The organism is Salinibacterium sp. VpJ6, from assembly GCF_059767345.1.
On the sequence record NZ_JBSOQL010000001.1, the window covers coordinates 405,852 to 418,530 of the forward strand.

The 12,679-nt window shown below is 62.5% G+C and carries 11 protein-coding genes; 2 read left to right on the forward strand and 9 right to left on the reverse strand.

The genetic code is table 11. The annotated features are described in order from the left end of the window. Window positions 1-151 precede the first annotated feature (151 nt). Genes ACWTV1_RS01965 through ACWTV1_RS01985 form a run of 5 tightly spaced genes read right to left on the reverse strand, consistent with a single transcriptional unit; the run spans window position 152 to window position 5,346 of the window. Window positions 152-994 (reverse strand): ABC transporter ATP-binding protein, encoded by an 843-nt coding sequence (locus ACWTV1_RS01965; RefSeq protein WP_498503901.1) that lies wholly within the window; start codon window positions 992-994, stop codon window positions 152-154. Beyond that, window positions 991-1,860 carry an ABC transporter ATP-binding protein gene (locus tag ACWTV1_RS01970; RefSeq protein WP_498503902.1) on the reverse strand — a complete coding sequence of 290 codons (870 nt, stop codon included), beginning with the start codon at window positions 1,858-1,860 and terminating at the stop codon, window positions 991-993. Before ACWTV1_RS01970 ends, ACWTV1_RS01965 begins: the two co-directional genes overlap by 4 nt. Continuing rightward, the gene (locus ACWTV1_RS01975; protein WP_100388844.1) at window positions 1,857-2,711 is read right to left on the reverse strand and encodes an ABC transporter permease; all 855 of its coding nucleotides are present in this window, start codon (window positions 2,709-2,711) and stop codon (window positions 1,857-1,859) included. Before ACWTV1_RS01975 ends, ACWTV1_RS01970 begins: the two co-directional genes overlap by 4 nt. Further along, on the reverse strand, window positions 2,708-3,769 hold the full coding sequence (locus tag ACWTV1_RS01980; RefSeq protein ID WP_341619824.1) for an ABC transporter permease: 1,062 nt from the start codon (window positions 3,767-3,769) through the stop codon (window positions 2,708-2,710). The genes ACWTV1_RS01975 and ACWTV1_RS01980 overlap by 4 nt, the downstream gene beginning before the upstream one ends. A 14-nt stretch (window positions 3,770-3,783) precedes the next feature. Next, complete coding sequence (locus ACWTV1_RS01985) at window positions 3,784-5,346, reverse strand: ABC transporter substrate-binding protein (protein WP_498503903.1); 1,563 nt, start codon at window positions 5,344-5,346, stop codon at window positions 3,784-3,786. 245 nt (window positions 5,347-5,591) lie between these two features. On the opposite strand from ACWTV1_RS01985, the gene ACWTV1_RS01990 reads away from it, so the two are divergent. Beyond that, complete coding sequence (locus tag ACWTV1_RS01990) at window positions 5,592-6,068, forward strand: Lrp/AsnC family transcriptional regulator (protein ID WP_498503904.1); 477 nt, start codon at window positions 5,592-5,594, stop codon at window positions 6,066-6,068. A 21-nt stretch (window positions 6,069-6,089) separates the two neighbouring features. On the opposite strand, the gene ACWTV1_RS01995 is transcribed toward ACWTV1_RS01990, so the two are convergent. Then, entirely contained in the window at window positions 6,090-6,839 is a 750-nt protein-coding gene (locus tag ACWTV1_RS01995; RefSeq protein WP_498503905.1) for an avidin-fold protein, read from the reverse strand. A gap of 275 nt (window positions 6,840-7,114) precedes the next feature. Here ACWTV1_RS01995 and ACWTV1_RS02000 point away from each other — a divergent pair, with 275 nt between their 5' ends. After that, window positions 7,115-7,747, forward strand: a complete 633-nt coding sequence (locus tag ACWTV1_RS02000; RefSeq protein WP_498503906.1) for a PadR family transcriptional regulator — start codon at window positions 7,115-7,117, stop codon at window positions 7,745-7,747. A 33-nt stretch (window positions 7,748-7,780) separates the two neighbouring features. On the opposite strand, the gene ACWTV1_RS02005 is transcribed toward ACWTV1_RS02000, so the two are convergent. The 3 genes from ACWTV1_RS02005 to aceA form a co-directional block, all read right to left on the reverse strand. Next, the gene (locus tag ACWTV1_RS02005) at window positions 7,781-9,463 is read right to left on the reverse strand and encodes a bifunctional 3'-5' exonuclease/DNA polymerase (RefSeq protein ID WP_498503907.1); all 1,683 of its coding nucleotides are present in this window, start codon (window positions 9,461-9,463) and stop codon (window positions 7,781-7,783) included. Between the two features lie 124 nt (window positions 9,464-9,587). Next, complete coding sequence (aceB, locus tag ACWTV1_RS02010) at window positions 9,588-11,207, reverse strand: malate synthase A (RefSeq protein ID WP_498503908.1); 1,620 nt, start codon at window positions 11,205-11,207, stop codon at window positions 9,588-9,590. Between the two features lie 80 nt (window positions 11,208-11,287). Further along, on the reverse strand, window positions 11,288-12,589 hold the full coding sequence (gene aceA, locus ACWTV1_RS02015) for an isocitrate lyase (RefSeq protein WP_498503909.1): 1,302 nt from the start codon (window positions 12,587-12,589) through the stop codon (window positions 11,288-11,290). Between the last annotated feature and the right edge of the window lie 90 nt (window positions 12,590-12,679).

Here is a 12,679-nt window from a genome sequence, read left to right on the forward strand (position 1 = left end):
TCTCCGTTCCGTTTGGGTGCGACTTCCCCATCGACCCACGAACGGTACCTGTGACGGCACTTTTGGCTATTAAGTTGTGCGACGAACCGCTTGGGGACATTATCCCTGACAAATCCGGGAAAATACAAGCGTGTAACTACATTTACGCCAATTAGACGCGGTTCAGAGCCTCAGGCATCGTCAGCCGCCACTCTTCGGGGGCTTCCGCAGCGGGAGCCGCGGGCAGAATGCCCTTGCCGTCTGGCTCGGGAATCGCCGAGATCAGTGCCCGAGTGTAGGGATGTACGGGGTCGTTCCAGATGAGATCGGATACTCCCGATTCGACGATCTTGCCGCGGTACATCACGACCGTGCGGTCGGCGATGAGACGCACGATCGCGAGGTCGTGAGAGATGAAGAGCAACCCGGCGCCGGCATCGAGTGCGAGCTTGCGCATCATGTCAGCGACAGAAGCTTGGCTCGAGGCATCCAGAGCAGAAATCGGTTCGTCAGCCACCAACAGATCGGGGCGTGCGGCAAGAGCTCGCGCGATAGCGACGCGTTGACGCTGACCACCCGATAGCTCGTGGGCGTAACGCGACACCATGGTGGTGGGCAGGCCCACGCGTTCTAGCCATTCTTCGGGCTGCGAGCCTTCGGCACCACGCTCAAGCGCTGCGCGAATGCCCTCGGAGATCTGTTGGCCGACGCGGATGCGCGGATTGAGCGACGAATTGGGGTCTTGAAAAACCATCTGAATCGACGTGAATTGCGCCTTGCGGCGACGCACACCGAGAAGCGGGACTTCGGCGTCACGGTAGGTGACGGCACCAAAACGAGGCTTTTCCATGCCGACGACGGCACGCGCGAGGCTCGATTTGCCACAGCCGCTCTCCCCCACGAGAGCAAGAACTTCGCCGGGGGCGATCGTCAAGGAGACTTCGTCGACAGCGCGCACAACAGTTGCGCCGTGGTACTCGATAACGAGGTCGGATACTTCGAGCAGCTCGCTCATTCGCTTACCTCCTGGAAGCCTTCTGCACCGGGCAGAGACGAGAGCAGTTCACGCGTGTAGGCGTGCTGCGGGTTGGCGAAAATGTTGTGACGAACGTTGGACTCGACGATCTCGCCGTGACGCATCACCGCAATGTCGTCGGCGATAGCGCTCATGACACCGAGATCGTGAGTAACGAGGAGAACCGCCAGTTGACGCTCATCAGCGAGATCGCGCAGCAAGTGCAGGATGCCCGCCTGAACGGTGACGTCGAGCGCCGTAGTCGGTTCATCGGCCAACAGCACGACGGGATCACACGCGAGAGCAATTGCGACGGCGATGCGCTGGCGCTGACCGCCCGAGAACTGGTGCGGGTAGCGACCAAGAGCCTCTGCGGGGTTGGGCACGCGTACGCGGTCGAGTAGCCCGATGGCGTGCTCGCGAGCCTGCTTCTTGGAGAGCTTGAGGTGACGCGTCACGTGATCAGTGAGCTGAACTCCGACGGTGAGCTGCGGGTGCAGGCTCGACGACGGGTCTTGGAAGATCATCGCAATGCGACGCCCACGGATCTCGTTCAACTGGCGGTGCGACATCCCGACAAGCTCGGTGTCGCCACCTTCAGGATCAGTGAGCCGAATCGATCCACCCACGACGGCGTTGCTCGGCAGCAGACCCAACATCGCAAGCGACGTAACGGTCTTGCCCGAGCCCGACTCCCCCGCGAGGCCCTGGACACGTCCGGGGGTGAGCGCGAGGCTGATGCCCTTGACGATGGATTTGACGTTGTTACGGGAGCCGATGCCGATCGTGAGACCGTCGACGGTCAGCACGGGCGTCGAAGCAGCGGATGCGGCATCCGCGGACTGTGGTGTTGGTGCGTCGATCATGACCGGGCCCCCGCTCGCGATACCTGTGAAGTCGGATCGAAGATGTCTCGCAGCGAGTCACCCACGAAGTTGAAGGCCATTACGACGGTAAGGATGGCGAGACCGGGGAACAACCCGATCCACCAGCTGTCGAAGTTCTGGATGGCGGCGGAGATCATCGAGCCCCACTCAGGCGTCGGAGGCTGAGCTCCCAGGCCGAGGAACGACAGTCCGGACAGCAGCAGGATGGCGGTTCCCACGTCGAGGCTCGCAAGAACGAGAATGGGGCCAACCACGTTGGGTGCGATATCGACCCGCAGCGTCTTGAAGGGCGAGAAGCCCATCAGCCGCCCGGCCATCACGTAGTTCTGGGTACGAAGCCCGAGCACAATGCTTCGCGTCATACGGGCGTATTGCGGCCACGAGACCACGAAGGCAGCGATCACCGCATTGAAGAGCGAGGGCCCGAGAGCTGCGGCGACGACCATCGCAAGAATGACTGTCGGGAACGCCATGACGAGGTCAGTCAAGCGCATCAACAGCTCGTCGACCCACTTGCCGAAGTACCCGGCGATTGCGCCGATGAGGGTTCCGACGAGGAGCGACATCACCACGAGCATGAGCGCCAGCGGAATCGTGACGCCCGCACCGGTCATCAGACGCGAGAAGATATCGCGGCCGAGAGCATCCGTGCCCATGAGGGTGTCGATGCCGGGGGCCTGCAGTCGAGGCAGGTCTTGCGCCAGCGGGTCAAACGGAACCCACAGTCGAGCGGTAAAGGCAATGCCCACCCACGCGACAGCGATAACAGCGCCAATGACACCGAGTGGGGTTATCCACGCGGCAGGAATCTTTAGCCAACGCTTTCTCATGCGAGCCTCACCCTCGGGTCGAGTACACCGTAAAGAAGGTCGACGGCGAAATTGATAGTCAGGTAGACAACACCCACCACGAGGCCGACGCCCATGACGCCGGGCAGGTCGAGGCTGGTTGCCGAGTTGTAGGCGTAGCTACCAAGCCCGGGCCACGCGAATACTGCCTCGACGAGCACCGTGCCTGAGAGCAGGGTTCCGAACGCGAGGCCGACGATCGTGAGGATGGGCAGCGATGCTCCGCGTAACACGTAGCCGAAGAGCAGTCGTGGACCGCTGAGACCCTTAGCGCGCCCGGCACGAACGTAGTCGGCATCCAACACTTCGAGCACCGAGGTACGAACGAAGCGCGTGAGTAGACCGATCGTGAAGAGCGAGAGAACAAAGACCGGGAGCATCAGGTGAGCCAGGGCATCCGTGAAGGTGACCCACTGGCCCGCCAGCAGGGCATCGACCGTGTAGAAGCCCGTCACGGTGGGCGGTGGCGCCAGCGCGGGCGAGAGCCGGCCCGAACCGGGCGCGATGCGCAGTTGCAGGAAGAAGAAGTTGAAGCTGACGAGCGCCATCCAGAAGGTCGGGATGCTGAGGCCGATGAGCGAGAACACGCGCACCAGCTGGTCGCTGATCTTGCCGCGGCGGTAGGCCGCGAGGGAGCCGAGAGCCACACCAACACCGAGGCTGACAACGATGGCCAAGAGAGCGATCTCGACCGTGGCCGGCACGGCCTTAGAGAGGTCGGATGCCACGGGCTGTGCTGTACGCAGCGAGATGCCCATGTCGCCCTGAAACAGCCCGCCGATGTAATTGGCGTACTGCACGGGAAGCGGCTGATCGAGCCCGCGTTCCTTGATGTACGCCTCGACCGTGGCGGGGTTGCTCGCCGCCCCTTCACCGAGCGCTGCCGCAATGGGGTCACCTGGCACAAGGTTCGCGAGAGCGAACGTGACGATAGTGACTCCGAAGAGGAGCAGGACTGAGGTTCCGAGGCGACGAAGCAGGTACCCGACCAGAGGTGATCTGGCCGAGTACCTGCGAGTCGCGCGGGGTGTGTTTCCCACGCTAGAGGTTCTTTCTACTTAGCTTGCAGTTCAGCGATGTCCATCGTCCAGGTGGAGTTGTACGCAACTCCATCAATATACGAGGCGGTCGCAATGTTGGAGCCAGGAACGATCAGCGGAACGAACGGTCCGCGCTGCTGCAGAGCCTCGGCGAAGTTGCTGAAGGCAGTCTCACGCTCGTCGAAGTTCGTGGCGTTCTCTGCTGCCGAAGCGAGGTTCACCACGTCGGTGTCCTGCTCAGCGGTCCAACCGGCGCGCAGTCCAACCTTCTGTCCAGCCGAGAACGGCAGGAAGTTAGCGGAGTCGGCGTAGTCGGGGCCCCAGAACCAGATGCTGAAGGCTTCGGTTCCGTTGACGTAGCTGTCGATCTGTGTGGTGAACGGCGCCGGAGCGAGCTCAATGGCGATTCCGGCATCCGCGAGCTGCGACTGAACGCGCTCGGCGAGCGGGGTGAAGCTCACTCCACCAACCGGGTAGTCGTTCGGGTATTCGAGCGTGATGCTCTCACCGTCATAGCCGGATGCTTCGAGCGAAGCAGCGGCAACGTCGAGGTCCTGCTCTACACCGTTCTCGAGCGCGCCGAGGAACGACGGCGGGATAACGCCGGTGGCCTGCTCGGAACCTGCACCAGCAAGCTCGAGAAGCGCCGGGTAGTCGAGAGCGTAACGAACTGCGTTAGCGAACTCGGGGTTCGAGGTAACGCCACCCACTTCTTCGCTCTGGTTGATCAGCAGGAAGATGGTCTGTGCCGACGGAGTCGAGAACACGTTGATGCCATCGCTGAGGCTTGCGACTTGGTCACCGCTGAGGTCGACGGCTACCTGAGAGTCATTGCCCTCGAGGTTGATCTTCTGGGTTGCGGCCTCAGAAACGTTGCGGATGACTACGCGAGTGAAGTCGATGTCTTCGTCACCGTTGTAGTTCTCGTTCTCGGTGAGGACAACCTGCGACTCGAAGTTGACCGTGTCGAGGATGTACGGACCGGAACCAGCCGAGGTCTCGTTCAAGAATGCTTCAGCAGCATCCGAGTCATCCGTCGTTCCGCCGTTTTCGATAACGAGAGCGGAGTTCAGGATGGCCAGCGACGGGTTCGTCATGAGGGCGGGGAGCTTGAGCGACGGGGTCTCTGTGCTGAGCTCGACGGTCATGTCGTCGATCTTGGTGACGGTGATGCCGTTCATCAAGAAGTTTGCCTTGCTCTCGGTCATACCGGCGACGCGGTTGAGCGAGAAGACAACGTCATCGGCGGTGATCGCTGAACCGTCGGAGAAGACGCGGCCGTCCTTGAGCGTGAAAGTGAAGACCGTTGCGTCGTCGTTCGACTCGTAGGAGGCGAGGCCGTCAACCGGAGTCGACTCGTCGGAGCCGGCGAAGTCGAGAAGAGTCTCGTAGAGAGCCTTCGACACCATGTACCCGGTGGGGACGTAGTTGCGACCGGGGTCGCTGGTCTCGAGCGTGAAAGCGGTGTCAATAACGATGCTGTCGCTTGCTTCGGGTGCTGCTGCAGCGCAACCGGCGAGAGCCAGTGATGCAGTCAGTCCGAACGCGGCCGCTACGTAGCGGAACTTGGTGCGCAAAGGGAACTCCTTGGTGGTTATAGAACAGCCTCTGGACGGCTGTGCTTGAGATTGGCACAATTCCCGCTAGTCTGTCCAATCAAAGGCGCGATCATTCAGACCATGAGTTAAACATGAGGGAGATTTCAGACAACATGTCCAGTAAAGGCACTGCCGGCTCACCCAGTACTGGACAATCACCGTCTGAATTGGATGAGATCAACCTGAAGATATTGAGTGAGCTCCGCTATAACGGACGAATATCAATGTCAGCTCTCGCAGAGAAGGTAAATGTCTCTCGCGCCAACGTCTACACGCGCGTCGAACAGCTCATGTCTGACGGTGTGATCACGGGCTTCAGCGCCCAGATCGACCCCGCTAAAGCCGGGCTTGGCATCTGCGCACTCGTGTTTCTTTCCGTGCATCCACAAACCTGGGCAAGCTTTCGCGATCGCATTACGAACATGACAGAAATCGAGTCCTGCCGAATCACGACCGGTGAGCACGACGCGATGCTGCTGATTCGCGGCCACGAGGTGGGCGCCATCCACGACTTCATCGTCGGAGTGCTCTCGGTACTACCCGAAGTGAAGTCGCTCGAGACCGTTCTCGTACTCGACGAAGTCTTTCAGCGCCCGTATCTACTGCCCTCGGACCTGCCCGAGCGCCAGCAAGAACCCGCGCAACTGGGCCTTACCCGGTTCACCCGGGCCGACCCCAACCGCGCGGGGCTCAACAACTAGTTCGCCACGTCGACTCAGGCGCTAGACGACCTGAACGCACACGCTTTTACCGGGAACACCATCGAGCACAAACTGCTCGATGAGTTCAAGACGACCGTCGGAGCGTGAACCGAGCGTCGTGCTGCTGTCGCCCAGCAGGGTCGCATCGCTTGCGATGACGTGGTGCACGAAGAACTCATCGAGCACGCCGTCGCGGTAGCGACCGACGCAGCGGCCTGCCGTAACCGTGTCGCCAAAGTAGAAGCCCCACACGATGCCCGAGTTCTCGTCAAACTCGAACTGAGTGGGCTCAGCGCTGACCGTGCTCGCGGTCGATTCCTCAAGGAGGAACGTGGTGCCGTCGAGCCGAGGAGTGCTGCGCTGCGCCGGGTCGAGCTCGGGCCACGCCCCGCGGCGGTCAGCCTCGACGCAAATGCTCACGTGAGCTTCGCCATTCTTCTCGAACTCTTCGTAGAGCTCGAGCTTGCCATCGGCATTCCATTGGATAGTGCTGGACGCCATACCAAGAACGATTTCCTCGCTCGCAGCCAAGCGGTGGGCGAAGCGAATCGATACGGTGTCGCCATCGCGACGACCGACGAAGCGCCCGAGAGCGACGGTGTCGCCGTAGTACTCACCCCAGACCATCTGGCCGTCTTGGTGATAGCGGAATCGCGTGGGAGTTGCCGTCGACACAGCGCTCCCCGAAGACGAGACCAAGATGAACTCGCGGTCATTGATCGAATCGGGAACAGGCTGGGCCGCTGCGGCGGCTACGGGGGCATCACTCACGCAGATGAGTATGGGGCGCGGAGGCGGTCTGCACGAAATCGACCGCGAAGAGTCCAGTTCATCTAGAGCGACTGCCGTTTGCGTGGACATTTTGTTGCGGGAACGGGGTCTGTGGCCTCCAATGATCCACCCCGACAAAACTGCGACGAGCTGACCAGAGCGGCACCACTCGGGGTCGAAGAACTCGACACACCGAACAGTAGCGGGCGAGCATCCACCCCCTCGCTAGGGTCAACTACTACATACTCAGTATCGACTTACCCGGAAGGTCTGGCATGTCAATCCGCCACAGCTTGCTCTCAATCTTGGCGCAGGCCCCCTGCTACGGGTATCAGTTGCGGTCGGAATTCGACCGGCGCACCGGTTCAACCTGGCCACTCAACGTTGGCCAGATCTACAACACGCTCGATCGACTCGTGCGCGACGGTCTCGTGCTCAAAACCGGCGCACCCGCTGACGACGCGTCAGACGGACAACAGCAGACGTATTACACGATCACGGATGCCGGAGAGCGGGAAGTGGAGCACTGGCTCACGACCCCGGTCGACAGCTATTCCGTCAGCCGCGACGAGCTCGCGATCAAGCTCGCCATCGCCGTTACGCTGCCTGGCGTCGACGCCCACGCCGTGATCGAACACCAACGGCAAGCCACCCGTGGTGCCGTTGACGCCCTCTCCCTCACCGCCGAAGTGCGAGAGGATTCCCGCGACGCCAGCCAGTTCGCGGAGCAACTCGTCACTGATTCCTTGTTCGCGCACGCCGAAGCTGAACTGCAGTGGCTCGATCGCGTCGAGACCGCACTGACCACGGCACAGTCACGGGGGTTCGCTGACGCCTTTCCGTTGAACCCCACGAAGCCCAAGCGCGGACGGCCCGCCACCGGCGCTGCCTCTTCGTCCAACGAATAGTTGAGCCGGCGAGTCTAGTTTGCAGCGCTCAGGCTATTTGGCGTGATCGTAGCGATCGACGATGGCGGTCGTGAGCGGGAACGTGACCGGGATGTCGCCGAAAACGAGTCGCCCGGCATCCGCTGCTGCCGCCGTCACGTGCTCAGCGACGCTGTCCGCGAGCTCTGCGGGAGCGTGCACCACGACCTCGTCATGCAGAAAGAACACGAGGTGGGGCGCTTCCGTGAGCCAGGCGTTATCCGAAAGCTGGCTGAGTCGATTACGGATGCTCGCCATCCAGCAGAGCGCCCACTCTGCAGCGGTTCCCTGCACGATAAAGTTTCGCGTAAAGCGGCCCCACGACCGTCCCCGTTCTTGGGAGGCAGCTCGTTGCGCCGGAGACTGCGAATCGTCGTAGTCCGCCGCGTGGGTGCCCGGAGGCGAACTGCGCCCGAGTTGAGTGCTCACCACTTCGCCACGTTCACCGGCGCGTGCCGCTTTCTCCACGAGAGCAATCGCCTGCGGGTATGCCCGCGCGAGGCGAGGCATGAGTCGGCCGCTCTCCCCCGATGTCGCGCCGTACATAGCGCCGAGCATCGCGAGCTTCGCGTGAGCACGAGTATCAACGGCACCGCTCGCCACGATGCCTTCGTAGAGATCGCCAGACGCTCCGGCCGCGACCATTCCGCGGTCACCGGCCATCGCTGCGAGGATGCGGGGCTCCAGTTGGGAGGCGTCCGCGACAACGAACTTCCAGCCAGGATCGGCCCGAACCGCACCGCGAATCAGGTGCGGAAGCTGCAGAGCACCGCCGCCGCTGGTTGCCCAGCGCCCGGTCACCACCCCACCGGGGACGTAATCGGGACGAAAACGCCCATCGACAACCCAAGCGTCGAGCCACGACCATCCATTCGCCGTCATCAGCCGTTGAAGTTTCTTGAATTCGAGAAGCGGCGCGATAACCGGATGCGTGAGCTGCTTGAGTTCCCACGACCGGGTTGTGGTGGCTTGAATGCCCGCGACGCTCAACGCCCGCAAAAGTTCGGCGGGCGACTCGGGCGCCAATCGCGGAGAGTCGAGCCGCAGCCGGATCTCGTCAACGAGTGCTTGCAGTCGTGCGGGCCTTTCGCCCTCGACGCTCGGGCGCGGCCCCAGCATCTCGGTGAGGATCTCGTCGTGGGCCTGCGCACTCCACGGCAGGCCTGCGAAGCGCATCTCGGCGGCGATGAGCGCGCCGGCGGACTCGGCGGAAAGCAGTCGCTGCAACCGTCCGGCCTTAGACGACGTTGCCACTGCCTCCAGCTGGCGAAGAAATTCAGCCAGAACGTCGAGGTTGCCTTCGGCCGCGGCATCAGCGTCGTCGTCGAAATCGAAGAGGGTCGAGTGCTGCGGCCTAAGGGGATCCACCGGTGCCGCGTGACCGGCTTGAGCGAGCGCGTCCCAGCGACTCGCGCGTGCCTGGGCTAACGCCGACTCTCGAGTGAAGACCGAATTGCGCAGAATCGCGTGGCACAACCGCAGATCGAAGCAGCGGTTGACCCGCACCCGCGCCTCGAGCAACTCCGGGTACCACGCTGCTGTGTCGTGCCAGACCCAACGAACAGCGGGCTCCGCGGCATGCGTTTGCGCAACAAACGCCGCCACGTTCTCGACAGCGAGTTCACCGATAACCGCGCCCGCAGCATCCACTCGTGTGGCGGTGTGGGTGCGGCCGCTAGTCGCGAGCACGAGGTACACGCCCCTAGTCTGCCGTGCTGCGCCGACAGCGGCCGTCTAGCTGCCCGCGCGAGTCACGGGCTAGCCGCGCCTACGTGATCATCGTTGACCACGTGAAGCGTCACCCGGCTAGCCCGTGGAACTGTCAGGCAGCGTTCTCGCGGGGCTGTTCTACGAGGAAGCTGCTGTACGCGCTGAGGGTGAGGAAGGTGGGGAATTCCTCTTCCAGCGTTACTTCACGGAAGACCGCCGCAGCCTCATCGAAGCGATCGCCAGGGGTGCGCTCGATCGTGGCGAACACGTGGGCGAGCTCCTCCTCGATGCTGCGGTGCGTGATCGGTGAGCCCTCCGCCGTCACGACGTGCTGGTGCATCCACTGCCACAGTTGACTGCGACTGATCTCGGCGGTGGCCGCGTCTTCCATGAGGTTGTCGATCGCTGCGGCGCCGACGCCGCGCAGCCAGCTCTCGATGTAGCGCAGCGCGATGGAGACGTTGGAACGCACTCCGGCATCCGTTACCGCCCCATCGATGCGAAGGTCGAGCAGGTCCTCCGCCGTTACGTGAACATCGTCGCGCAGGCGTTCAACCTGGTTGGGGCGCTCCCCCAGTACCGCGTCGAACTCGGCGCGAGCGGTGGGGATCAGATCGGGATGCGCCACCCACGTACCGTCGAAGCCATCGGTGGCTTCGCGACGCTTGTCCCGCGTCACCGCATCGAGGGCGCGAGCGGTCACTTCGGGATCACGACGGTTCGGGATGAACGCGCTCATGCCGCCGATGGCATGCGCTCCCCGCTTGTGGCAGGTCGCAACGAGCAGCTCGGTGTAGGCCCGCATGAACGGCACCGTCATTGTGATGGCGGCGCGGTCGGGAAGCACGAAACTTGCTCCCCGACCACGGAAGTTCTTGATGATCGAGAAGATGTAATCCCAGCGGCCTGCATTGAGCCCAGCACAGTGCTCGCGCAGCTCGTACAGAATCTCTTCCATCTCGAACGCGGCAGGAATCGTCTCGATCAGCACCGTCGCGCGAATCGTGCCGTGCGGAATGTTCAGAGCGTTCTCGGCGAACGTAAACACGTCATCCCACAGCCGCGCTTCGAGGTGGTTCTCGATTTTGGCGATGTAAAAGTACGGGCCGCTGCCGCGCTCGATCAGTTCGTGCGCGTTATGGAATATGTACAACCCGAAGTCGACGAGCGAGCCGGATGCCGGCGTGCGCAACCCTGCCCGGTCGGTGTACCGCAGGTGCTTTTCTACCAGGTGCCACCCGCGCGGCCGCATCACGATCGTGGGTGTCTCTTCGCCGAGAGCGTAGGTCTTTCCCTCCTCGGTAGTGAAGTCGATCTGGCGGCGGATCGCGTCGCGCAGGTTCACCTGGCCGCCAATGACGTTGTGCCACGTTGGGCTCGTCGCGTCCTCTTGGTCAGCCAGCCAGACCTTGGCGCCCGAGTTCATCGCGTTGATCGTCATCTTGCGATCGGTCGGCCCGGTGATCTCGACGCGGCGGTCGTGCAACCCGGGGCCGGCTCCGGCAACGCGCCAGCTGTCGTCCTCGCGAATCGCGGCCGTCTCCGGCAGGAAGCGCAGGTTGCGACCGTTCGTGATGTTCTTGCGCGACTCCATGCGCGCTGCGAGGCGGTCGTGACGACGACCCGCGAACTGGTCGTGGAGCCGAGTCAGAAAGTGCAGAGCTTCAGGGGTGAGGATCTCGCTCGATCGGTCATGCGAATCAGCGAGAGGTTCCATTCTGTGCGTGGTCATGATGGGTCCTTAGAAAGATTGTTCTGACATGAGGTGTCGATGGGGTTGGCGCCCTCGTGTGGGCGAGGGCGCCAGAGGGTTTAGTGAAACTGCGCCGTTTCGGTGCTTCCGACGAGGGCGAGCGTTTCACTGGTGGGGTTGAGGGCGGTCGCGATGCGATCGAAGTACCCCGTGCCGACCTCACGCTGGTGGCGCGTGGCCGTGTAGCCGTCTGCTTCAGACGCGAACTCTGCTTCTTGCAGCTCCACATAGGCGCTCATGTGCCGCTCGCTGTAGCCACGTGCGAGCGTGTACATCGAGTGATTGAGGGCGTGGAACCCTGCAAGGGTGATGAATTGGAAGGCGTAGCCCATCGCGGCAAGTTCCCGCTGGAACGTCGCGATCTGGGCGTCGTCGAGGTGACGCTTCCAGTTGAACGACGGCGAGCAGTTGTAGGCGAGCTTTTTGCCGGGAAATTCCTTGTGGATGCTCTCCGCAAAGGTTCGCGCCAACTCCAGGTCGGGCTTCGCACTTTCGACCCAGAGCAGATCTGCGTAGGGCGCGTACGCGTGGCCGCGACTGAGCACCGTTTCGATACCCGGAGTGGTGCGGTAGAAACCGTCGCTGGTGCGTTCGCCTGTCAAGAAGGGTTTGTCGCGGTCATCCACGTCGTTGGTAATGAGGTCGGCAGCAAGCGAATCGGTGCGCGCAATGATGATGCTCGGCACTCCAGCAACGTCGGCGGCGAGACGCGCAGCGTTGAGCGTGCGAATGTGCTGCGATGTGGGAATCAACACCTTTCCGCCCATGTGGCCGCACTTCTTCTCCGAGGCCAGCTGGTCTTCCCAGTGAACCCCGGCCGCGCCGGCTTCGATCATGGATGACATGAGCTCGTAAGCATTCAGCGGCCCACCAAAGCCGGCTTCCGCATCGGCCACAATCGGCGCCATCCAGTCGGTCTGGGGAGCACCGTTCTCGGCAGTCTCGATCTGATCCGCTCGAAGGAGCGCGTTGTTGATGCGGCGCACTACGGCCGGAACGCTATTGGCCGGGTAGAGGCTCTGGTCGGGGTAGGTCTGCCCAGACAGGTTGGCGTCGGCGGCAACCTGCCAGCCGCTGAGGTAAATCGCTTCGAGCCCGGCGCGCACTTGCTGCACGGCCTGGTTGCCGGTGAGCGCTCCGAGAGCGGCAACCCACTCGGTCTCGTCTCGCTGAATAAGGTTCCAGAGGTTCTCGGCGCCGCGACGAGCGAGCGTGTGGTCTTCCCGAACACTCCCCCGCAGCGCAATGACGTCTTCCGCGCTGAACTCGCGTTCGATTCCATTCCAGCGCGCGTCGGTCTTCCACTCGGTTTCGAGTTCGGCTGCGGTTTGGATTTGATCGCCGGGGCGGTTGTTCAACATTGCTGGCTCCTTCGTCAGGGATGGTCGGTGGTGCGTTTCTTCGACTCTGCTGCCTTGGCACTGGTTCTTCACCGGCTTTTACGGCAGAAT

Bases quoted from the DNA above. Each gene is read 5' to 3' on its own strand.
- ACWTV1_RS01965 (WP_498503901.1), bottom strand. From the start codon at position 994: ATGAGCGAGCTGCTCGAAGTATCCGACCTCGTTATCGAGTACCACGGC.
- ACWTV1_RS01970 (WP_498503902.1), bottom strand. From the start codon at position 1,860: ATGATCGACGCACCAACACCACAGTCCGCGGATGCCGCATCCGCTGCT.
- ACWTV1_RS01975 (WP_100388844.1), bottom strand. From the start codon at position 2,711: ATGAGAAAGCGTTGGCTAAAGATTCCTGCCGCGTGGATAACCCCACTC.
- ACWTV1_RS01990 (WP_498503904.1), top strand. From the start codon at position 5,592: ATGTCAGCTCTCGCAGAGAAGGTAAATGTCTCTCGCGCCAACGTCTAC.
- ACWTV1_RS02000 (WP_498503906.1), top strand. From the start codon at position 7,115: ATGTCAATCCGCCACAGCTTGCTCTCAATCTTGGCGCAGGCCCCCTGC.
- aceB (WP_498503908.1), bottom strand. From the start codon at position 11,207: ATGACCACGCACAGAATGGAACCTCTCGCTGATTCGCATGACCGATCG.
- aceA (WP_498503909.1), bottom strand. From the start codon at position 12,589: ATGTTGAACAACCGCCCCGGCGATCAAATCCAAACCGCAGCCGAACTC.